This is a genomic window from Sphingomonas sp. Ant20 (assembly GCF_000783375.1).
Taxonomy (GTDB): domain Bacteria; phylum Pseudomonadota; class Alphaproteobacteria; order Sphingomonadales; family Sphingomonadaceae; genus Sphingomonas; species Sphingomonas aerolata.
In genome coordinates this window covers 1-18,657 of the sequence record NZ_JRVI01000136.1, presented here as the reverse complement: position 1 = coordinate 18,657, position 18,657 = coordinate 1, and the positions used below count along the sequence as shown (strand labels likewise).

At 60.1% G+C, this 18,657-nt stretch carries 25 protein-coding genes and 1 pseudogene; 19 read left to right on the top strand and 7 right to left on the bottom strand.

Annotation, left to right across the window (positions count from 1 at the left end):
- Positions 1-82: 82 nt before the first annotated feature.
- Positions 83-805, bottom strand: a complete 723-nt coding sequence (gene mobQ / locus NI18_RS15185; RefSeq protein WP_052149233.1) for a MobQ family relaxase — start codon at positions 803-805, stop codon at positions 83-85.
- Between the two features lie 224 nt (positions 806-1,029).
- Here mobQ (NI18_RS15185) and NI18_RS23520 point away from each other — a divergent pair, with 224 nt between their 5' ends.
- The 11 genes from NI18_RS23520 to NI18_RS15145 all read left to right on the top strand — a co-directional run bounded on the left by NI18_RS23520 (position 1,030) and on the right by NI18_RS15145 (position 10,810).
- Positions 1,030-1,299: a mobilization protein gene (locus tag NI18_RS23520; RefSeq protein WP_084215236.1), complete on the top strand. Its 270-nt coding sequence runs from the start codon at positions 1,030-1,032 to the stop codon at positions 1,297-1,299.
- On the top strand, positions 1,299-2,189 hold the full coding sequence (locus NI18_RS22480) for a hypothetical protein (RefSeq protein WP_128082252.1): 891 nt from the start codon (positions 1,299-1,301) through the stop codon (positions 2,187-2,189). The genes NI18_RS23520 and NI18_RS22480 overlap by 1 nt, the downstream gene beginning before the upstream one ends.
- Positions 2,186-3,163, top strand: coding sequence for an HAD family hydrolase (locus NI18_RS22475; RefSeq protein WP_052149231.1), 978 nt, complete (start codon positions 2,186-2,188; stop codon positions 3,161-3,163). The genes NI18_RS22480 and NI18_RS22475 overlap by 4 nt, the downstream gene beginning before the upstream one ends.
- A gap of 464 nt (positions 3,164-3,627) precedes the next feature.
- Positions 3,628-4,734 (top strand): replication initiation protein, encoded by a 1,107-nt coding sequence (locus NI18_RS15170; protein WP_306286445.1) that lies wholly within the window; start codon positions 3,628-3,630, stop codon positions 4,732-4,734.
- Between the two features lie 1,928 nt (positions 4,735-6,662).
- Positions 6,663-7,220, top strand: a complete 558-nt coding sequence (locus NI18_RS15165; protein ID WP_037531060.1) for a recombinase family protein — start codon at positions 6,663-6,665, stop codon at positions 7,218-7,220.
- A 597-nt stretch (positions 7,221-7,817) separates the two neighbouring features.
- Positions 7,818-8,084, top strand: a complete 267-nt coding sequence (locus tag NI18_RS23505) for a BrnT family toxin (protein ID WP_084215233.1) — start codon at positions 7,818-7,820, stop codon at positions 8,082-8,084.
- Complete coding sequence (locus NI18_RS23500) at positions 8,053-8,310, top strand: BrnA antitoxin family protein (RefSeq protein WP_198527030.1); 258 nt, start codon at positions 8,053-8,055, stop codon at positions 8,308-8,310. Before NI18_RS23505 ends, NI18_RS23500 begins: the two co-directional genes overlap by 32 nt.
- A 115-nt stretch (positions 8,311-8,425) precedes the next feature.
- On the top strand, positions 8,426-8,671 hold the full coding sequence (locus tag NI18_RS23495; RefSeq protein WP_306286444.1) for a DUF2442 domain-containing protein: 246 nt from the start codon (positions 8,426-8,428) through the stop codon (positions 8,669-8,671).
- A 455-nt stretch (positions 8,672-9,126) separates the two neighbouring features.
- Positions 9,127-10,020 carry a sensor domain-containing diguanylate cyclase gene (locus tag NI18_RS23490; protein ID WP_306286446.1) on the top strand — a complete coding sequence of 298 codons (894 nt, stop codon included), beginning with the start codon at positions 9,127-9,129 and terminating at the stop codon, positions 10,018-10,020.
- A gap of 237 nt (positions 10,021-10,257) precedes the next feature.
- A complete protein-coding gene (locus NI18_RS15150) occupies positions 10,258-10,545 on the top strand; it encodes a BrnT family toxin (protein WP_037531055.1) in 288 nt (95 codons plus the stop codon).
- The gene (locus tag NI18_RS15145; protein ID WP_037531051.1) at positions 10,526-10,810 is read left to right on the top strand and encodes a BrnA antitoxin family protein; all 285 of its coding nucleotides are present in this window, start codon (positions 10,526-10,528) and stop codon (positions 10,808-10,810) included. Before NI18_RS15150 ends, NI18_RS15145 begins: the two co-directional genes overlap by 20 nt.
- 2 nt (positions 10,811-10,812) lie before the next feature.
- On the opposite strand, the gene mobQ (NI18_RS15140) is transcribed toward NI18_RS15145, so the two are convergent.
- A complete protein-coding gene (gene mobQ, locus NI18_RS15140) occupies positions 10,813-11,871 on the bottom strand; it encodes a MobQ family relaxase (RefSeq protein ID WP_037531048.1) in 1,059 nt (352 codons plus the stop codon).
- Between the two features lie 223 nt (positions 11,872-12,094).
- Here mobQ (NI18_RS15140) and NI18_RS15135 point away from each other — a divergent pair, with 223 nt between their 5' ends.
- From NI18_RS15135 to NI18_RS15115, 6 genes are all read left to right on the top strand, one after another.
- Positions 12,095-12,364 (top strand): mobilization protein, encoded by a 270-nt coding sequence (locus NI18_RS15135; protein ID WP_037531045.1) that lies wholly within the window; start codon positions 12,095-12,097, stop codon positions 12,362-12,364.
- 118 nt (positions 12,365-12,482) lie between these two features.
- Positions 12,483-13,232, top strand: a complete 750-nt coding sequence (locus NI18_RS22470) for a hypothetical protein (protein ID WP_052149230.1) — start codon at positions 12,483-12,485, stop codon at positions 13,230-13,232.
- Positions 13,229-13,525, top strand: coding sequence for a hypothetical protein (locus NI18_RS15125; protein WP_037531043.1), 297 nt, complete (start codon positions 13,229-13,231; stop codon positions 13,523-13,525). Before NI18_RS22470 ends, NI18_RS15125 begins: the two co-directional genes overlap by 4 nt.
- Positions 13,526-13,897: 372 nt before the next feature.
- On the top strand, positions 13,898-14,059 hold the full coding sequence (locus NI18_RS25140; protein ID WP_157840550.1) for a hypothetical protein: 162 nt from the start codon (positions 13,898-13,900) through the stop codon (positions 14,057-14,059).
- 116 nt (positions 14,060-14,175) lie between these two features.
- Positions 14,176-15,000 carry a replication initiation protein gene (locus tag NI18_RS15120; RefSeq protein ID WP_306286443.1) on the top strand — a complete coding sequence of 275 codons (825 nt, stop codon included), beginning with the start codon at positions 14,176-14,178 and terminating at the stop codon, positions 14,998-15,000.
- A 77-nt stretch (positions 15,001-15,077) separates the two neighbouring features.
- On the top strand, positions 15,078-15,512 hold the full coding sequence (locus NI18_RS15115; RefSeq protein WP_037531041.1) for a hypothetical protein: 435 nt from the start codon (positions 15,078-15,080) through the stop codon (positions 15,510-15,512).
- 9 nt (positions 15,513-15,521) lie between these two features.
- Here the strand turns inward: NI18_RS15115 and NI18_RS25135 are convergent, their stop codons facing one another.
- The 4 genes from NI18_RS25135 to NI18_RS24470 form a co-directional block, all read right to left on the bottom strand.
- Entirely contained in the window at positions 15,522-15,698 is a 177-nt protein-coding gene (locus NI18_RS25135) for a hypothetical protein (protein ID WP_157840549.1), read from the bottom strand.
- Between the two features lie 67 nt (positions 15,699-15,765).
- Entirely contained in the window at positions 15,766-16,320 is a 555-nt protein-coding gene (locus NI18_RS15110) for a recombinase family protein (protein WP_037531063.1), read from the bottom strand.
- A 159-nt stretch (positions 16,321-16,479) separates the two neighbouring features.
- Positions 16,480-16,668 (bottom strand): hypothetical protein, encoded by a 189-nt coding sequence (locus NI18_RS24475; protein WP_128082250.1) that lies wholly within the window; start codon positions 16,666-16,668, stop codon positions 16,480-16,482.
- Complete coding sequence (locus NI18_RS24470; protein ID WP_128082249.1) at positions 16,661-17,005, bottom strand: hypothetical protein; 345 nt, start codon at positions 17,003-17,005, stop codon at positions 16,661-16,663. Before NI18_RS24470 ends, NI18_RS24475 begins: the two co-directional genes overlap by 8 nt.
- A gap of 426 nt (positions 17,006-17,431) precedes the next feature.
- On the opposite strand from NI18_RS24470, the gene NI18_RS15105 reads away from it, so the two are divergent.
- Together NI18_RS15105 and NI18_RS15100 are read left to right on the top strand one after the other, a co-directional pair.
- On the top strand, positions 17,432-17,812 hold the full coding sequence (locus tag NI18_RS15105; RefSeq protein WP_198527029.1) for a hypothetical protein: 381 nt from the start codon (positions 17,432-17,434) through the stop codon (positions 17,810-17,812).
- 3 nt (positions 17,813-17,815) lie between these two features.
- A complete protein-coding gene (locus tag NI18_RS15100; protein WP_037531039.1) occupies positions 17,816-18,250 on the top strand; it encodes a type II toxin-antitoxin system PemK/MazF family toxin in 435 nt (144 codons plus the stop codon).
- 7 nt (positions 18,251-18,257) lie between these two features.
- Here the strand turns inward: NI18_RS15100 and NI18_RS25130 are convergent.
- Positions 18,258-18,657, bottom strand: a pseudogene (locus tag NI18_RS25130) (hypothetical protein); the annotation flags it as partial.

The following is an 18,657-nucleotide window of genomic DNA, read 5'->3' as shown; positions in this document are numbered from 1 at the left end:
AGCTGGTCGCTCCATTCGTGTATCCGCTCCCTACCGCGCTGGATGTAGTACCCCAGCCCCCGCGCTTCCTGGATTGCCTCATTCATCTGCCCGCGCGGGGTAACGGCGTGCGGCTCTTCGCCGCCGCGATCTGCTCGCGCTCGGCGCGCCGCTCGATCGCGGCCGAGGCATGCCCCATCTTCACGGTCGGCTCCATCTCCACGCCCTGACGTGCATAGCTGCGATGATCGACCCGCTCGGCCACTTGCGCCAGTTCGAGCGCATCGTTGACCTGCGCCGCCCAGCTCGCCCGGATCTCCTCCACCTCGATCGACGCCGACGATCGCACGTCGAGCTGGCGCGTCTTCGCCCCCAGCCCGTCAGCGTCTACCACCCGCGTCGTCGTCATGACGTGGGCATGGTGGTTACGATCGTCGCCGTAATCATGGGGGGCATGGATCGCCGCATCGACCGCCACCCCGTAACGGTCGCGGATATCCTCCGCGAAAGCACGAACCAGGTCGCGGCGCTGGCCGGCGTCCAGCTCGGCTGGTAGCGCCAGCTCGTATTCCCGCGCCACCTTGGCGTCCTTGCGCTTCTCCGCCGCCTCGACCGCGTTCCATAAGGCGGAGCGGTCCTGCGCCCACTCCGCGCCTTCCGGCGTAACGATGAACGTGTCCTCGACACCTCCCCGCCGCGTGTAGTCGTGCACCAGGCCGTCGCGCTCGTTTTCGAGGCAGACACCGGCACGATACGCAACCGCCGCAACCGCGCTGCGTCCGGTCGAGCGCGACACCGATTTCACCGCAAGATGGTAGATCGCCATCGTCCGCGTGCGCCTTCTCAAACGTAGTCCAGCGGCATGACGCTGGTCGGGGTGTGGGGCCGAGGCCCCGCTGGCGCTCGGCGACATGGGTGCAGGGTGTCCCTGCCGCACGTATTACATAGTAATGCTAAAGTGCGCCCTTGTCTCCTATCGTCGTTCGGGTGGTTTCGATCGTTGGTTTGCGCTATGCTCGTCCTGTGATCGTGTTTTGACACGGAGAACCTATGGCTGCTCCCACTCCCGAAACCGTCGAACTAGCGAAGAAACGTCTTGCTCAGGCAAAGGCTCGTCTCGACGCACTCAATGCTCGGATTGCTACCGAAGGTCGTCGCCTCGATACCCGCCGCAAGATCATCCTTGGTGGCCTGCTCATCGATGCCGCCACCAAGGATCAGCGGTTCGCCGGCATCGTCTCCGAGCTGACTCATCGCATCAGTCGGGATCAGGATAAGAAACCGTTCGAAGGGTGGTCATTGCCCAAGGAGGACCGCTGATGGATCGTGATCGCGACGAACCGGATCGGATGCCGGAACGCGGAAGGGAACGGGATCGCGGCGGTAGCCGAATGGACCCGCCCTCTACCGGCAAATTCGACATGTCCGATTGGGACACGCCGACCAGCCCTCCCGCTAATCCGACACCGCCCCCTCCCCCTTCTGCTGTCGAGCGCACCCGCAGCACCGCCGACTTCGCTCAATTCTTCAAACTGATATCCGCGCTCGAAACCGGCATGCAGCGCATCCTGGCCAACTTCGGCATGATCCGCGACATGGCTGCCGACAGCCGCGCCAGTGTCGCCGAGGCCGCGGCTGATGCTGCCAAGCGTGCCGAGGAACAGGAAGCCCGCGACAAGCTCATCGCCGATCGCCTCATCCATCCTGACGAGCTTGCTCGCCATGCCGAGGCCGGCGCGCGTCAGGGTGCCAGGGAGACGCTCAACGGCACGGCCCGGGAATGGATGCGCCAACTCGAGATCGATGCCCAAGGGCGCGAACTGTCCGCCAAGCAGGACGCGGCCGATCGCGCCGAGCGCCGCGCCGACGAACTGCGTCGACGCAGGCAGGATGGATGGCGTAACGGCGCGATCGTCGGCATCGCTCTGCTCATCCCCGCCGCTTACGGCTATGGTCGCTATGACGGCACCCAGTCCGGTGAGGCGTCGGCTTATGCCCGCGCCCGTGATGAAACGGCTGCAGCGAGCTGGGCCAACACCGCCAACGGCAAGCTCGCCCACCAACTCGACCAAGCCAGCGAACAGACCATCCCCGCCATTGCCGGATGTCCCAAGGATCGCGGATGGAAACGCGAAAAGCGCGACGGAGCCTATTGGTGTTTCGGTGCGAACCCTGATGGCAAACCTTACACCGGATGGCTCCTGCCATGACCCGCCCGCCCATCAGCGAAGCCGAACAGGCCGTTTATGCTGTTGTGCTGGCCGACCTTGCTGGCCGCGATCGGGGTAGCGAGGCGGTCGCTGTCTTTCGCGAGCCGACCGACCCAGCAGCGGCGGTCATCGCCGATGCCATGATCCGCGCCGGCACCGTCAGCGATGATCTATACGCACGTCTGCTTACCGTCGCCGATCGACGCTATGCCCGCCTACCAGCTACGCGGGCCGTTGCATTCGATGCGTTTGGCACCCTCGTTCATATTGGTCGTAAGCGGCACCCGTTCGAGCGGTTGATCCGGCAGGCCCGTGACAGGGCGGCGGAACTGCCCTCGCCGATGATCCAGCCGATTGGGCTTGCCGACTATGCCGGCGCGCTGGAATTGCCGCATCCGGACACCGGGTTGGCGGCACTGGACGAAGAACTGGCGACGATCGCGCTCTACCCCGATACGCTCGATGCGCTACGCCGGGTCCGCGCGGAGGGCGTGAAGGTCGCCGTCGCCTCCAACCTCGCTTTGCCCTACGCAGCCCCGCTAAAGGCCCTGCTGGGCGATCTGGTGGACGTTTGGCATCTTTCCTTCGCCGAAGGGGCGATCAAGCCTGACAGGGCGTTCTACGCCGGCCTGACGGCCAAGCTCGGCTGCGAGCCCAGTGAGCTGCTGATGGTGGGTGATACCTGGCGCGACGATGTTGTCGGCGCCGTTGAGGCCGGATCGCGTGCCCGATGGGTCGATCGCGAAGGCCGCGCCTCCCATGCCCGTCGATTTATCGCCGTACGCGAGCTGGGCGATGCCTATCCGGATCGAGGCCCTGCAACCCAAAAACGGAGATGGAACTTGTCATCGAAAGCATCGATGCGAACCTTGATTGTCTCCACAATCAGCGCTGGGCGATCGAGGCTGGACGGCTACGCCACGCCGTTGCCAATGCGTACGGGGCGCAAAGGGCAGCAGCAACGCAGGCGCTGAACGATCATTACGATACCCGCGATCAACCCGAAATCAGTCGTGCCGCTCTGATCCGGGATGCAATGGCTACTGTCGAAGCACGACGGCGGGCCTGACACCTTCTTTTCGCTAAGCCTGCGGCCGGTAGGCCGCTCTGTGACGGCGTAGCCGGCACGCATCATCAGCGTATTGGGCGTAGGCCAATTCCGCTTTTCATTCTTCTGTTGTCGTTTCCTCGCGTGCTCGCGATGATTCTAGATTCTCTATGATTCTATGATTCGGAGATCGTAAGTCATTGGTAGAAAAGGGGTAAACAGCTCGACCTGCGACAAATGGGGTGCTCAGTTACGACAAATGGGGTGCTCAGTTACGACAAATGGGGTGCTCAGTTACGACAAATGGGGTGCTATCGTGAGGGATAGGGTGTCTATGCGATCTATGACGTAGATGTTGATCTTATGTCGTAACTGACTAAGCTTTATGCTGTGTCCGACAACCTCCCTATCGGCCGCACTATGAAAGCGGCTTCCACGATCTCGGTTCGTGACGGTCATGCTATCGTTAAAGCCGGCGAGTTCATCGAAGCGCGGTTTGGTGCGGGTACATCGCCCTCTCTCGCAGCCCGCAAAACCTTGGCTCTTCTGATCGCCAAAGCTGCCGGCGAAGCCTGGCGGCCGGGATCGCACATCATCGCCAAGCGCGAGCTGCGGGGCACCCACAATGCCAACGATCGGATTCAAGACACGCTCGACGAGTTGATGGATGTAAAATTCCAGATGCCTTCGACCTCGGCTCAAGGACGCGCTGCGACTCTCACCGCCGCGCTGCTCGCCTGGACGCTCAATGAACATGCGGAGGATGGCCGAGCCACCGTTGAGTGGGAGTTCACAGCCCCAGCTAGAGCTATCCTGCAAGGAAGCGATTATTACGCTCGCCTCAACCGGGCGGCTCTGCTCGCCTTCCGGTCAAAATATGCGATCACTCTCTACGAAATGGGGTGCCTGCTGGCTGGTCGCCGCAACCCGACATGGTCCGGAACGGTCGATGAGCTGCGGGAGCGGTTGGGGACCCCGTCCAATTCAATGCCGAACTTTTCCGATTTCCGCCGTCTGGTGCTGACGCCTGGGAAAGCCGAAATCGATCAGCTCGCTGCCTTCACGATGGATTGGCTAGAGAAGCGTGGAGCCAGAGGGAAAATCACGCACGTCACCATCACTTTTACCCCGAAGGATGATGACGCCACCAACGCTGCGGCCGATGAGGCGGAACGCCATAGCACGGGCCGTCGATCGCGGCGTGAAGGCACTGCCGATACCATGGTCGATGCCGCTAGCCTTATCGCTGTAGCAGCAACGCGAATGTCGGTTTCTGATACCCTACGCTGGCCCGCCGACGACCGCGTGGACGAATTCAAAACTCCAGAACTCTATGCGATCGGCCAGACCTTGGGTGGGGGCCACGCCGTCCAACGGCTCGCCGACCAATACGTCCGAGTTTTAAAGGATCGCCGTCGCCAGCTTGTTGGTGATGCTCTCAAGGCGGACTGGACGAAATGGGTTACGGGGTGTTCCGCCAAGTGGGGGCGAACCTGATCCGTTTCCAATAATGCCTGTTGCTGCTAACTGTTAGCTGACAGCGGTTTGAAACGATACGCAACGGGGTACTGATCAATGGCTTACACCTTAGGTGAGGCTGCTAAGGCCACCGGCATCAGCAAGGCATCCATCTCGCGCGCAATCAACAGCGGCAGAATATCGGCAGTTAAGAATGAAGGGGGGTCATTCTCGATCGAACCCGTTGAGCTGCACCGAGTCTATCCCCCCAAGTCGTCTGCAACGGTTAGCGACACACCTACTGAAACAGTGGGTAACACCGGAGGTGACACAGGTAACACCTCTAATTCCAACGTGTTACAGGCGCGCCTTGATGCCGCTTTGGAACAGTTACGCGACCGAGACGGGACGATCGGTGACCTCCGTCAGCGCCTTGATCGATCGGATGAGGAACGGCGTGAGGCGCAGGCCCGAGTGATCGGTTTGCTAGCTGGTCCTGGCCCGACAGAGTCGAAGCGAGGGTTCTTTGGCCGCTTGTTCGGCCGTCCCGACGAATAATCCGTGGCGTTGCAAAAGGGGTCTCTTTTGAACGGTAGCAACTGGTGGAAGCGGTTGGTCTCCACGCTTAGGGGGCTCGCAATGCGCTAGCGATTCAGCCTCAGAATTCTAACACGACTTTCTACAGCCGATATCGAACGGCCTAACGCTACGGCGATTTCGCGTTGGCTTTTGATATTAGCCCAAAGGCGAAGTTTGGCGTCGTCATCATTCGTCCAAGGTTGCCTACGGTTCGGAGCACTCTTGCGCAGGGCAAGATCCTCAGCTGGACGCAACGAGTTTACCATTATATCCTTCATCAAGCCTAATCCGCCGGAGAACCCATCCGCGTTTGTCGTAGGATGATGTCGCCTGCCGAAAGCGTATGCCACGACATTACCCTTCCAGCCGCCTGTGATGCAAAAAGCAAAAAATTTGAATCAAACGAGGTCCGCAGACTGAGAGCGTCGCTTTGCACCCTCAAGGTTTGGACGGGGTTGGCTTTGGTGCCACATTGAAGACGATTGGGACGACAACCGGCAGGTCGAAAAACGTCATCGTTCTTGAACACGGGCCTGATCCGGAACACCCTAGACATAGCGAGTGCCGCTTGGCCGAAGCCGATCCCTTGGGGGCGTTCTGATAGCAGCCAACACCGTTTAGGCTTCCCCGGTTTTGGTACGATGCATGCCAGTTCGACGTTGCCGGCAATCCGCCGCTCTCGCGCTACGGCGGGCCAATACCGCAACATTTCTTCAAAGGTCGGCATGTGAATCCATTCAGCACGGGCATAACGGGGCGGACCTGGCCCGGAACCGTCCCCTATGCCAATGCCGGCCCCCTCACCCTCACCAGCAGATGCAGGACCGGCTAGCTCCGCTGCCGCTAGGTCTGGCCAAGGGAAGAGGCTATCGTTACGATCGGCGATTGGGGCGTGAACATCGGCGTGGCATCGACGGCGTGTGGTCGCGGGCGCGAGGCAGCAGATGGTGATCCTCCTGCCGGTGTATCCACAGACTGCCGCGGTCTATGCCGTGCTGGCGGATTGGGAGGCGGGGGCGGACGGCTGATGTCGAATAGCGTGAGTGCTGCCGATGGTGAGACAGGTGGCGGAAGGGCCTCTCGCGCCAGCAAGAACACAAGCAGGAATGCACCATGGACCCCAATCGTTAAACCAAGCGCGGATCGGTCAGGGACAGGGCGGCGGCTCATGCGATATGCTTACTCAACCGGGTAGGTTCGGTGATCACTCAACCAGCTTACACGGTTGCTAAGCGAGACCTAGTGCCCGCTCAAAAGACAAGCCATGAGTGCTAGTGTCTTTCCGCTTCGTTGTTCCCTGATGCAAAATTCACAAGTTTTGCATCAATCTAAAAGCGGCGGAAATGCAGGCACTTCCGTGATGCATAAATCCAATGCACAACCGACGCATGATTTACGGCTACGCACGCGTCTCATCCAACGGTCAGGATCTGGCGCAGCAGCTCGCCCAACTCGACGCGGCCGGCTGCACCAAGATCTACCGCGAGAAGATTAGCGCCGCGACGGCCGATCGACCGCAGCTCAAGCGCGCGATTGGCGCGCTCGGTACCGGCGACGTGCTGATGGTAACGTCGACCGATCGCCTTGCCCGTAATACCCGCGACCTGCTGAACATCCTTCATGCGGTGAAGGAGGGTGGGGCTGGCTTCCGCTCGATTGCAGAGCCGATGGTGGACACCACCTCACAGTTCGCCGAGGTCATTATTGCCGTGCTGGGGGTCGCTGCGAGCTACGAGCGTCATCGTATCACCGAACGCACTGCTGTTGGCAGGGCTCAAGCCAAGGCACGAGGTGTAAAGTTCGGCCGACGTGCTGCCCTTACCCCTCATCAGCAGGCTGAGGCGTTACAGCGGCTTGCTGCCGGCGACACGCAACGCACCGTAGCCGCCCTGCTTGGAGTCAATCAGGCAACAATATCGCGGCTACACCGGAGTATAACTGGCTAGCTGCCGACAGGTACGTATACTACTTCGCTCTCAGGAAATGGCTGACTTATTCATCGCTTAGATTATCCGGCGTAGCTCCAAAAGATAGCGCTTCCGCAGAGCCAACTTCATGCCCTCCGGCAAACAACTTATCCAGCCGGGTCTTTACCTCACCTCGATATCTTTGCGACGCTACGCCCGGGGCGCGGTAACGGATACTTCGTCGGCGATGGTATCCTTAATCCGCTCAATCGCAGCCTCGTCGAGTATGTTTGTACGTCGTAGCTCAAGGCAGAGCTGAACCAAGCCAACTGCTGTTGCCTGTGCTCGAAGGCCTACGTTCGTAACATCAAAATGTAGCTTCTTCTGCTTTTCGTATGGCATATTCATCTGACATTCCTCCGATTCTAACCATAAAGCTTAAATTGGATGTCCGCTAGGGGTGGACACGGAACCGTTGCTGGCGTGTTTAAAAATAGAACCCTTTCGCAACGTGAATGGCGCTTGGAAGCATCGGATTAGACCGTAGCAATCAGTGAAGAGAGCCATGAGCCTACTGATTTTGCATATGCAATAAGTCTATTGCTTGAAGCCGTTTTTGCATATACATTAATTGCTATGGAAATCGCATTTGACCCTGCGAAAGATGAAGCGAACCGTGACAAGCACGGGGTTTCTCTCGCTTTCGGCGCGGCCATTTTCGATGATCCAGACCATATCGTTTTGCCCTCGATGCGCCCCATCGATGGCGAAAGCCGATTCAAGATCATCGGTATGGCGGATGACAGGCTTTGGACCGCGGTTCATGTCATCCGAGGCAGCGCCACGCGGTTCATTTCTGTGAGGAGGAGCAATGATGGAGAAGAAAGGATCTATCGCACTTAGGGCTGACCCGACCGATCCCGATGACTTTGACGTGTCCGAAGCTAGCGTTGTCGCGGCGCTTGCAGATCGCGCCGAGCGCCGCGCGAAAATCGGTCGGCCCGTTGGGTCGAACAAAGAACAGGTCGCGCTGCGAATTGACAAGGATGTGCTGGCTCAGTGGCGAGCATCGGGCGCAGGCTGGCAATCCAGAATGAACGACGCGCTTAGGCAGGCAGCGCCTCGTTGAAGATTGCCGTCCAGGTTTGCAGGAAAACTCCGCAAGCTTGCGGTAGGGTGGCCGCACAGGTGCCGCATCCGGTGGTCGAACAACGCCGGGAGCAATTCGAAAGGGCAGGGCGTGAGTGTTTCGCCTAGGGCATTGCGCTTCGACGAGGACTGCATGTGGGTCGAGATCGAGGGACGGTCGAACGTTGGGCGTTCCGCTTGCCTGGTTTCCACGTCTGCTTCACGCCACACCGGCGCAACGCCAAGACTTTGAACTCAGCCGTCGCGGAATCCATTGGGATGCGATTGACGAGAATATCTCGGTCGAAGGGTTGCTGGCGGTCCAAGGGGATATGACGCACCCCGCGAATATCGCTGCCTAAGCAAAATCGGGAGCGCGTTTCCCATCTGATTTCTGCATCGCGGAAACGTCTGTAACTTGGTCGTTTTCCACACGATGCAAAACTTGTGAATTTCGCATCAGAAATGGCAAAGTGGTGGACAGTCGACGTGCACGATATAGCGTGATGGCATCTTATGTTGAGGAGCTGATCCCATGAGGAAGGGGTACGACTTGCTAGGATTATATCATGATGCTGACGACCCCCGCATCGTGGTGCCCAAGCGAATGAAGGCCTTAGGATGGACCGTCAACGTCGGGCATCCCAAGGGTCAACTAGCGCTGGCAAGCGTGGGGATGATAATTCTGATCGTCGCCGGAATACAGTACGGGTGATTAGGCCAATGCCCGCATCGGACAGCTCCTACGCATCCGCTGCGCCATCGATTTGATGCAAAAATACTCATTATTTGCGTTGGATAGGATTCAAATTCCTTGGTGGATGATCAGCATCGCAGCTCCCTAGGTAGCCCGGTGGCGAGCTACCGCTCAACGTTTGAATGCGTCCTGGACGCGCTTCCTGATGGCGTTCTGCTGACAAACGCCGAACGACAGGTCGTTTACTGCAACCCCGCGTTTGCCAGGCACTGGAACATTCCGACCAATTTATTGGAAGTCGCGGACGATACGTTGCTGCTGCGCTACGTTAAAGACCAACTATTCGACCCGGCAGCGTTCGTGCATGAGGTAGAACGGATCAACCTGACATCGGAAACATCTCAGGATGAGATTTCCTTAAAGGATGGGCGTCTGTTGTCACGCCGCAGTGTGCCTTTAAAAGATCCAGCTGCCTTTGCCGCACGATTGTGGATATTCACCGACGTTACAGAAACAGAATACGCCCGAACAGACGCATTATGCGGTATTTCGAATCGTCGAGCTTATGCGAGTGAGTACCCGCAGTTTGTAGAGGGTGCCGACGACGGTCTCATGCGCTCCGTAGGCATTCTGGATATCGACAACTTCAAAGCGTATAACGATCAATACGGGCATGCGGCAGGTGATATGATTTTACGCCAAATCGGAACATTGCTTCGCCATTCTGCCGTAGCGCAGAACGGACGGGCTTATCGGATCGGTGGTGAAGAATTTCTTCTGACTTGCAAGACACAAGGGACGAGCGACGCCCTAGCGTTCTTTGAAGCCATGCGAACAGGTATTCTCAACATGCAACTGCCCCATACCGGCAATCCACCGCACAACATGGTAACGACATCCATAGGCCTTTCGATCTTCCGTGGGCCGAAACAGTCGTCGGCGATTTTTGACCGTGTTGACGCCGCGCTCTATCGTGCCAAGCACGCGGGACGGAACATTATCGAATTGGCGTAGTAAGTTGTGAAGCTGGCGCATCAAGCCGCGTTCTCGCGAGGAAGGTCTAGTAAGACAGCGGGGCAGGACGACTAGCCTTGCCGGCTTCTGACAAAGCCGTTTTCCCAGAATCTGTTCCCAATTCGATTTTCTCGAAATGCCCTGATGCACATGGGAAAACGGGAAAGCCCTTCGGCACCTCACTTGCCGTAAAACGCCTCATAGTGTACATACGTTTCTGTAAATACAGGAGCAGCCGTGGTTTTCGAGTGGGACGATGAGAAAGCCGCATCGAATCTCGCCAAGCACGAGGTGTCCTTCGAGCTGGCGCAGGGGGTCTGGAGCGATCCGTTCTACGTGATCCTTCCTGATCGCGTGGAAGGTGGCGAGCAGCGCTGGCACGCCATCGGCATGATCGGTGCCGTCGTTGTTTTGGTGGTCGTTCACAGCCATCCCCAACCGGACGACGAAGACCGGGTCCGTATCATCAGCGCCCGAAAGGCAACGGCACACGAAAGGAAACGCTATGAGCAAGAAAGCGCTTAGTCCCGAGTTGCAGGATCAGCTCGATCGGCTCGCAGCTCTGCCAGACGATCAGATCAACACCACGGATATCCCCGAAGCATCGGCCGAGGCGTGGCAGCATGCCCGCCGGCCAAGTCTGTATCGCCCTATAAAGAAGCCCGTTACGCTCCGGCTCGATGCCGATATCGTAAGCTGGTTCAAGGAACACGCCCACGATCGCGGCTACCAGACCGAAATCAACCGCGTGCTGCGCCGCTACGTTGCCGAGAGCGAAGCACGGGCCTGACGCTACCGCCCGAAGCCGATATCCGGGCCATCATGTCCGCGCTGTCGTTCCCGCTCTTGCTGCCGATCGCGCCCGCTCTGACCCGTTTGGTCCAGATCGATCGCCGGCGTCTGCTCTCGACGGGGTGACTGGTCGAGCGCCGGCAGGGCGTCGAACCCGTCACCGCTACTGACATGCAGCCCCGACCGCATCGCGCGCGCTGCACCCTGGACGAAGCTCGACATGCTCTGCGCTACCAGCTCGGCCCGTTCGCGTAGCTGGTCGCTCCATTCGTGTATCCGCTCCCTACCGCGCTGGATGTAGTACCCCAGCCCCCGCGCTTCCTGGATTGCCTCATTCATCTGCCCGCGCGGCGTAACGGCGTGCGGCTCCTCGCCCGCCGCGATCTGCTCGGCATACGCGCGCCGCTCGATCGCGGCCGAGGCGTGGCCCATCTTCACGGTCGGCTCCATCTCGACGCCCTGACGGGCATAGCTGCGATGATCGACCCGCTCGGCCACCTGGGCGAGTTCCAGCGCGGCGTTGACCTGTGCGGCCCAGCTCGCCCGGATCGCCTCCACCTCGATCGATGCCGACGATCGCACGTCGAGCTGGCGCGTCTTCGCCCCCAGCCCGTCCGCGTCCACCATCCGCGTCGTCGTCATGACGTGGGCATGGTGGTTGCGATCGTCGCCGTAATCATGGGGGGCATGGATCGCCGCATCGACCGCCACCCCGTAGCGGTCGCGGATATTTTCCGCGAAAGCACGAACTAGGTCGCGGCGCTGGTCGGCATCCAGCTCGGCCGGCAGCGCCAGCTCATACTCTCGCGCCACCTTGGCGTCCTTGCGCTTCTCCGCCGCCTCCGCCGCATTCCACAGCGCGGAACGATCCCGCGCCCACTCCGCGCCTTCCGGCGTGACGATGAACGTGTCCTCGACACCGCCCCGCCGCGTGTAGTCGTGCACCAGGCCGTCGCGCTCGTTTTCGAGACAGACGCCGGCACGATACGCGACCGCCGCGACGGCACTGCGCCCGGTCGAGCGCGATACCGATTTCACCGCCAGATGGTAGATCGCCATCGTCCGCGCGCGCCTTCTCAAACGTAGTCCAGCGGCATGATGCTGGTCGGGTGTGGGGTCGAAGCCCCGCTGTCGCTTGCGACAAGGGTGCAGGGTGTCCCTGCCGCACGCATTACGCAGTAATGCTAAAGTGCGCCCTTGTCTCCTACTGTCGTCTCGGGTGGCTTCGTTTGTCGGTTTGCGCTATGCTGCCTTTGCGATCGTGCTTTGACGCGGAGAAGGTATGGCTGCACCCACTCCCGAGTCTGTCGAACTGGCGAAGAAGCGTCTTGCCCAGGCCAAGGCTCGCCTCGATGCGCTCAACGCCCGGATCGCCACTGAAGGCCGTCGCCTCGATACCCGCCGCAAGATCATCCTGGGTGGCCTGCTTCTCGATGCCGCCACCAAGGATCAGCGGTTCGCCGGCATCGTCACCGAGCTGACCCACCGCATCAGTCGCGATCAGGATAAGAAACCGTTCGAGGGATGGACGCTGCCCGGGGAGGACCGCTGATGGACCGCGACCGTGATGATGATCCCCGCCGCCCGGTAGAACGCGGAAGGGGCGTGATCTGCTCGGGTCCGATCGCCACGATCCCCCGGCCGGCAAGTTCGATCCCGCAGAGTTCGACATGCCTACCGACCCTCCGCCCTCTGCTGCCGGTCGCGCGCGCGGTGCCGCCGACGCCGCCCAGGCACACAGCTTCTTCTCCCACCTCGATACCAACATCCAGCGCATCCTTGCCGGCTTCGGCACCCTGCGCGACCTGGTGACCGACGTACGCGCCAGCCTCGCCGATGCCGCCGCCAGGGACGCCCAGCGCGCCGAGGATGAGGAAGCCCGCGACACGGCCATAACGGCTCGCCTGGTCGATCCTGCGGTTCTGGCAGCCCGTGCGGAGGCCGGAGCGCGTCATGGGGCCGCAGATGGCCTTGCCGGGGCGGGAGAGACCCTGCGGCGTCGGATCGATGCTGACACGGCTGCGCACGCCGCTCTGAATGATCGTCTTGCCGCCGATGCCGCCGATCGCCGCGCCCATGAGCTGCGCCGGCGCCGGTGGGACAGGTGGTGGAACGGTGCGCTCGCCGGCTTCGCCCTACTCATACCTGTTGCGCTGGGTTACGGCTATCACCTCGGGAACGGGGCCGGTGAAGCATCGGGCTATGCCCGCGCCCGTGACGAGGTCGCCGCCGCGAGCTGGGCCAACACCGTCAACGGCAAGCTCGCTCGCCAGCTCGACCAGGTCAGCACCATGACCATCCCGGATATCGCCGGCTGCCCCAAGGGCAACGGCTGGCACAGCGAGAAACGACAGGGCGTGCGCTACTGCTTCGCCACCAACGCCGATGCCAAGTCGATCACTGGATGGCCCATGCCATGAGCCTCGATGATCGCACCCGCACCTGGCAGCTCATCATGACCGGCGGTGATCTCCGGCACATCACGCTCGAAACCCAAGCCGACATGGCGCGGCTGCTCGACCTCGATCCTTCGATTTCGCACCTGACGCTCGAAATCGGCGACGATCGCGTTCACGTCGCCCGCGACTGGCCCAGCGACCAGTACGAGGAGGCCGATCGCCTGATCGATCGCATCGCCGCCTCGGGTGTGTCCGCGATCGTTGTCCACGATGGCAACGGCAAACCCCTTCGCCGCGTGACGACCGCCGAATGATCGCGGACCGTCCTCGCCCCCAACTCCTTCCTCGCCAAGCTAGCGGCCGATAGGCCGCCTCTGTGACGGCGCAGCCGGCACGCACCATCGGCGTATCGGCCTTTGGCCGATTCCATCTAAATCTTCTCCGTTCCGCGCGCGGTGATTCATGATTCTAGATTCTATGATTCAGGGGGGGTCGCATCCCACTGATTTAAAAAGCCCGATTCCAGCCTATTATGAGGAATGGGGTGGGGTATCATGAGTTTTGGGGTGGGGTATCGTGAGAAATGGGGTGGGGTATCGTGAGAAATGGGGTGCGTGAAGTGAGGAGCTAGCCGCGCTCATCTCATGATACTTGACCATGTTGTCGCATCGAACGATTGTGCTGCCATGAGCGGGGCAGCCGACGATAAGCCTGGGCGCACGATGGAAGTTGCGCGGATCGAGAAGGAGCGGGGTTCCGACACGATCGTGCAACCGCGCGAACTGGTCGAGGTCCGCTATGCTCGCGGTGCTTCGCTTACCCTCTCGGCTCGCAAGATTCTCGCCTGATGATGCATCAGGCCGCTGGCGACGCATGGCGCGACCAAGAACATCGGATCGCCAAGCGCATGCTGCGCGGCTCCCACAATTCCAATGATCGCCTTACCGATACGATCGACGAGCTAATGGGTATCTTTTTTGCGATGCCCGATCAGGTCGAGGGCGACCAAGGGCGGCGCACGTTCCAGATGATCGAGGAGACATTTGAGGGGGGAGAGCAGGGGTGGCTGATCTACCGATTCACTCGCCGCGCCCGCGATCTTCTGAAAGACAGCGAAGCCTATGCCCTGCTGCACCGGGCAACAGTGCTAGCGTTCGATAGCAAATATGCCCTCGAACTCTACCAGCTCGGAGCGTTGCTCTATCGCCGCGACGTGCCGATCTGGCGGGGGGACGTCGCCACGCTACGGTCCAAACTCGGCGTTCCTGAAGGCACCTATGGGTCCTTTGCCGATCTGCGCCGCTTCGTCCTCGATGCAGCGACGGCCGAGATAAATCAGCTCGTTCCTCAATTCTCGGTCGCCTGGGAGGTCGCAAAGCGAAGGGGCCGCAAGGTCACCGAAGTAGCGATCACATTCCGCCGCAAAGCTCCGATCGCTGTCGTAGCGGCAGAGGAAGAAAACGAGCGTCACCGTGCCGGCCGACGCGCACGGCGCGAAGGCACGGTAGAGACGGTCGTTGATCCTGCTGCGATCATCGCTGCCACAGCCGCCAGCCTTTCGGTTTCGGACATACTGCGGTGGCCTGCTGACGATCAGGTGTCGGAATATCGGACGCCAGACCTTTATGCGATCGGCCTCGCCAACGGCGGGGGCCATGCAATTCAACGGCTAGCGGATCAATACGTCCGCGTCCGATCTGACCGGCGACGGCAACTCCGGGGTGACGCTCTTCGCGATGATTGGACCACATGGGTGAAGGGTTGCGCGGAGAAGTGGGCGAAACCCTGATCCTTGTCTCTGGCAGGGTTGCGCGATACCCTATGGCAACCGGTCATGGTTCCCGGTTGGAAACACGGGGTAAACCTATGGCTACGGTGTCGATGACGAAGGGTGCCGAGCTGGCCGGTGTCAGCAAGGGAACCGTCTCGAAAGCCCTTAAATCGGGGCGTCTTAGCTATGCCGAGAAAACCGATAATGGCTACCTGATCGACACATCCGAGCTGTTTCGGGTGTTTCCCCCGAAACAGCCGGAAACCGTTGAAGAAGCTCGCCTTGATACCCCTGTTGGAAACAGGGAAACCCTAATGGAAACAGGGGGGTTGCTCCGGGAAGTTGAACTGTTGCGTGAACAGCTTCGTGATCGCGATGGTGTGGTCGATGACCTGCGGCAACGGCTCGATAAATCCGAGGACGAACGCCGGGAGGCACAGGCCAGAGTGATCGGCCTGCTGGCGGGACCTGGCCCTACCGAATCCAAACGCGGGTTCTTTGGTCGCCTGTTCGGCCGCACAGACGAATGACAGGAAGGATCAATCGCCGTTGCAAACGTCGCATAGTGAGAAGTCGTCGGTGACCATTCCCGCACCCGAGCTGAACGGGTTGCCGCAATGCCCACAGGTTGGGGATGGGGTATAATCGTTATCCGTGGATTTCCCTGCTCGACGATCGGCATGCCACTGCTGCTTTTCGGCCTCGGTAAACGCCATTTTTAGTCTCCTCGGGGTTACTATGGCCTGCACCGGTTTAACGGTTTGTTTCCAGCTCGCCCGATCATCAACCTTGCTTCCGTGACAACCGAGATATCGTCGCCTGATCGACCCCGAGCAGAGCGGCAACAGTGCGCTGCGTGTCGCCCTTAGCGAGCCGCTGTAGCGCCTCGGTCTGCTGGTGAGCGGTAAGGGCAGCACGTCGACCGAACTTCACGCCACGGGCCTTGGCCTGAACCCTGCCGGCAGCGGTGCGCTCGGTGATGCGTTGCCGCTCATAGCTCGCCGCGATCCCCAGCACGGCAATGACGACCTCCGCGAACTGCGAGGTGGTGTCCACCATCGGCTCCGCAATCGAGCGGAAGCCCGCGCCGGCCTCCTTCACCGCATGGAGGATGTTCAACAGGTCACGGGTGTTGCGGGCCAGGCGATCGGTGGCCGTCACCATCAGCACGTCGCCGGCATCGAGCGCGCCGATCGCGCGCTTGAGCTGGGGCCGCTCGGCCGTCGCGGCGCTGACCTTCTCGCGGTAGATCTTGGTGCAGCCGGCCGCGTCGAGCTGGGCGAGCTGCTGCGCCAGATCCTGCCCGTTGGATGAGACGCGCGCATAGCCGTAAATCATGCTCCGATTGTGCATCGGAATTATGCATCATGGAAGCGCTTGGATTTCAGCCGTTTTCCGGGTGATGCAAAACCTATGATTTTCGCATCACGATCATGGATGAGCTTACCGGGTGAATCGAAGCTGCAAGTGTAATCACACTAAGCTTTAGGCAGAAATTCATTCGTATTTTTTGGCTACTGCGGCATAAAATCGCTGCATCGCGGGATCAAACTCGCTTAATCTAAATGTAGGCTCTAAAAATTCTTTCATCTCAGGCATCTCAGGCCAATCTTCAGCTTTACCGACGCATTTGTCAGCATCACTCCAGCCTTGATTAGATGGCGGAGGCGAACACCATTTATTCATCCATATTTCGTTTTCGAAACAGACTTTCGATATCGCTCGACGTTCTGACTTCTTTTTCGTAAATGTTTCTATGAATTCTCGGCGAGTTAATTGTGATTGACGCCACATTGGACGACAAATTTTTCTCTAGAACACGAATTTCAGCCATATTTTTTTCATATAAAGCCTGATTCGTTGAGTCTTTAGAATCTTGCTCTTGTCGGCGATATTCATCAGCAGCTCTTCTTCCAGCGCGAACCGCGCTCTCTATTTCAGAAGATGATTGCCCATAAGATGGAGTGGAAAGGCCGATAGCTGCCGAAAACATTGCAGCGAGAAAGGTTTTTGAGATTTTCACTTTATAATTCCGCTACTTTACAGCTTTCAACGCGCATATCGGCAGTAAGCGTATGTTCCGGCTCCTGCCACGCCCAGAGTAGCCGCACCTGCAACTACCACCGGCGCGCTAAGAAACCCCAATGTTGTTGCAGCAGCACCGCCAAGCGTCCCAGCGACATAACCTGTGCCACCAACACCAACTGTCGTTAAGATTGCGGCTCCACTGCTGTGTGCGACTGCCGCAACGCCAGCGGTGCCTGCAATCGTACCAACGCTAGCCGCAGCAGCTCCCACTGCCGCTGTAGCCGCACCAGCCTTCTCACATATGGTCGATGTGGATGTCCGGCGGACGAGGTGTGTTTGTGCCGTTGCGGGAAAGGCAAATGTCGCAACTGCGATAAAGCCAAAAATGCTGAAAAGCTTTTGATCCAAGCGACGACGCTGCATGCAAACCTCCATCAATGCCGTTGACTGTATCAGCTTCTCACGTCGTGCAAAATCTTGTGCTCTTGCGAAAAACGCGCGTTTTGTGTATTCATTCTCCAATGCCAAGGAGGGCACGATGACACAAGTGGCTGCGACGGAGTTCGCCCGCAATTTTGGTCGCTATCGCGAGGAAGCCCAGCGTGAGCCGGTCGCCGTGGTGACCCACAACCGGGTGACGGGCTATTTTGTGTCCGCTCGCGACTATGACGAATATCAGCGCCTCAAGGCGACGGCTCCTACCGCCCTGGCGGTCGAGGAGCTGGACGGCGCGACGTTGAAGGCGCTGGCGGCATCACGGATGGATTCTCGCCACGACCATCTCAATGCGCTGATGGATTGAGCCTTGTCGCTTCCTACCCCGGAACCGGGTCTGGTCATTCCCTATGCCTATCTGTGGCGGCACGAACATCGCAAAGGGCAGGAGGAAGGCCGCAAGGTCCGCCCCAGCGTAATCGTGCTGGCGGTGCAAAGCCCCAAGGGTGGTGCCCCGCGCGTGACGGTCGCGCCGATCACCCACACCCCGCCAGCCAAGGACGGGGAGGCGATCGAGCTGCCGCCCCGCGTCAAACAGGCGCTCGGCCTCGATGACGATCGCTCCTGGATCGTACTGGATGAAGTGAACCAGTTCGCCTGGCCCGGCTATGACATTCGGCCCGTGCCTGGGAGCAAGGATCGCTTCGCCTACGGCTTCATCCCGCCCAAGCTCTACGATACCGTCATCGGCCGTATCCTCGAGCTGGCGGCTGCGCGGCGCGTCGCGGAGATTCCACGCGACTAAGGCCCGCCTACCGGCCGAAGCCGATATCCGGCCCGTCGAGTCCGCGCTGTCGGTCCCGTTCCTGCTGTCGTTGCCGATCGCGCTCGCCTTGCCCCGGCTGGTCCAGCTCAATCCCCGGTGTCTGCTCGCGGCGGGGTGAGTGGTCGAGCGCTGGCAGCGCGTCGAACCCGTCGCCGGTGCTGGTCTGCAACCCCGCCCGCATCGTTCGCGCCGCGCCCTGAACGAAGCTCGCCATGCTCTGCGCCGCCAGCTCGGCCCGCTCCCGCACCCGGTCGCCCATCTCGTGCAGCCACTCCCGGCCCCGCTCGATATAGGCCCCCAGTCCGCGCGCCTCGCGGATCGCCTCGTTCATCTGCCCGCGCGGCGTAACGGCGTGCGGCTCCTCGCCCGCCGCGATCTGCTCGGCA

Coding starts and splice junctions, on each gene's coding strand:
- NI18_RS23505 (WP_084215233.1), top strand. CDS start 7,818: ATGGAAATCGCATTTGACCCTGCGAAAGATGAAGCGAACCGTGACAAG.
- NI18_RS23520 (WP_084215236.1), top strand. CDS start 1,030: ATGGCTGCTCCCACTCCCGAAACCGTCGAACTAGCGAAGAAACGTCTT.
- NI18_RS22480 (WP_128082252.1), top strand. CDS start 1,299: ATGGATCGTGATCGCGACGAACCGGATCGGATGCCGGAACGCGGAAGG.
- NI18_RS15115 (WP_037531041.1), top strand. CDS start 15,078: ATGGCTACGGTGTCGATGACGAAGGGTGCCGAGCTGGCCGGTGTCAGC.
- NI18_RS15145 (WP_037531051.1), top strand. CDS start 10,526: ATGAGCAAGAAAGCGCTTAGTCCCGAGTTGCAGGATCAGCTCGATCGG.
- mobQ (WP_052149233.1), bottom strand. CDS start 805: ATGGCGATCTACCATCTTGCGGTGAAATCGGTGTCGCGCTCGACCGGA.
- NI18_RS15105 (WP_198527029.1), top strand. CDS start 17,432: ATGCAAACCTCCATCAATGCCGTTGACTGTATCAGCTTCTCACGTCGT.
- NI18_RS22470 (WP_052149230.1), top strand. CDS start 12,483: ATGCCTACCGACCCTCCGCCCTCTGCTGCCGGTCGCGCGCGCGGTGCC.
- NI18_RS25140 (WP_157840550.1), top strand. CDS start 13,898: ATGAGCGGGGCAGCCGACGATAAGCCTGGGCGCACGATGGAAGTTGCG.
- NI18_RS22475 (WP_052149231.1), top strand. CDS start 2,186: ATGACCCGCCCGCCCATCAGCGAAGCCGAACAGGCCGTTTATGCTGTT.
- NI18_RS23500 (WP_198527030.1), top strand. CDS start 8,053: ATGATGGAGAAGAAAGGATCTATCGCACTTAGGGCTGACCCGACCGAT.
- NI18_RS15125 (WP_037531043.1), top strand. CDS start 13,229: ATGAGCCTCGATGATCGCACCCGCACCTGGCAGCTCATCATGACCGGC.
- mobQ (WP_037531048.1), bottom strand. CDS start 11,871: ATGGCGATCTACCATCTGGCGGTGAAATCGGTATCGCGCTCGACCGGG.
- NI18_RS15135 (WP_037531045.1), top strand. CDS start 12,095: ATGGCTGCACCCACTCCCGAGTCTGTCGAACTGGCGAAGAAGCGTCTT.
- NI18_RS15165 (WP_037531060.1), top strand. CDS start 6,663: ATGATTTACGGCTACGCACGCGTCTCATCCAACGGTCAGGATCTGGCG.
- NI18_RS15110 (WP_037531063.1), bottom strand. CDS start 16,320: ATGATTTACGGCTATGCGCGCGTCTCATCCAACGGGCAGGATCTGGCG.
- NI18_RS24475 (WP_128082250.1), bottom strand. CDS start 16,668: ATGAATAAATGGTGTTCGCCTCCGCCATCTAATCAAGGCTGGAGTGAT.
- NI18_RS25135 (WP_157840549.1), bottom strand. CDS start 15,698: ATGGCGTTTACCGAGGCCGAAAAGCAGCAGTGGCATGCCGATCGTCGA.
- NI18_RS15120 (WP_306286443.1), top strand. CDS start 14,176: ATGGGTATCTTTTTTGCGATGCCCGATCAGGTCGAGGGCGACCAAGGG.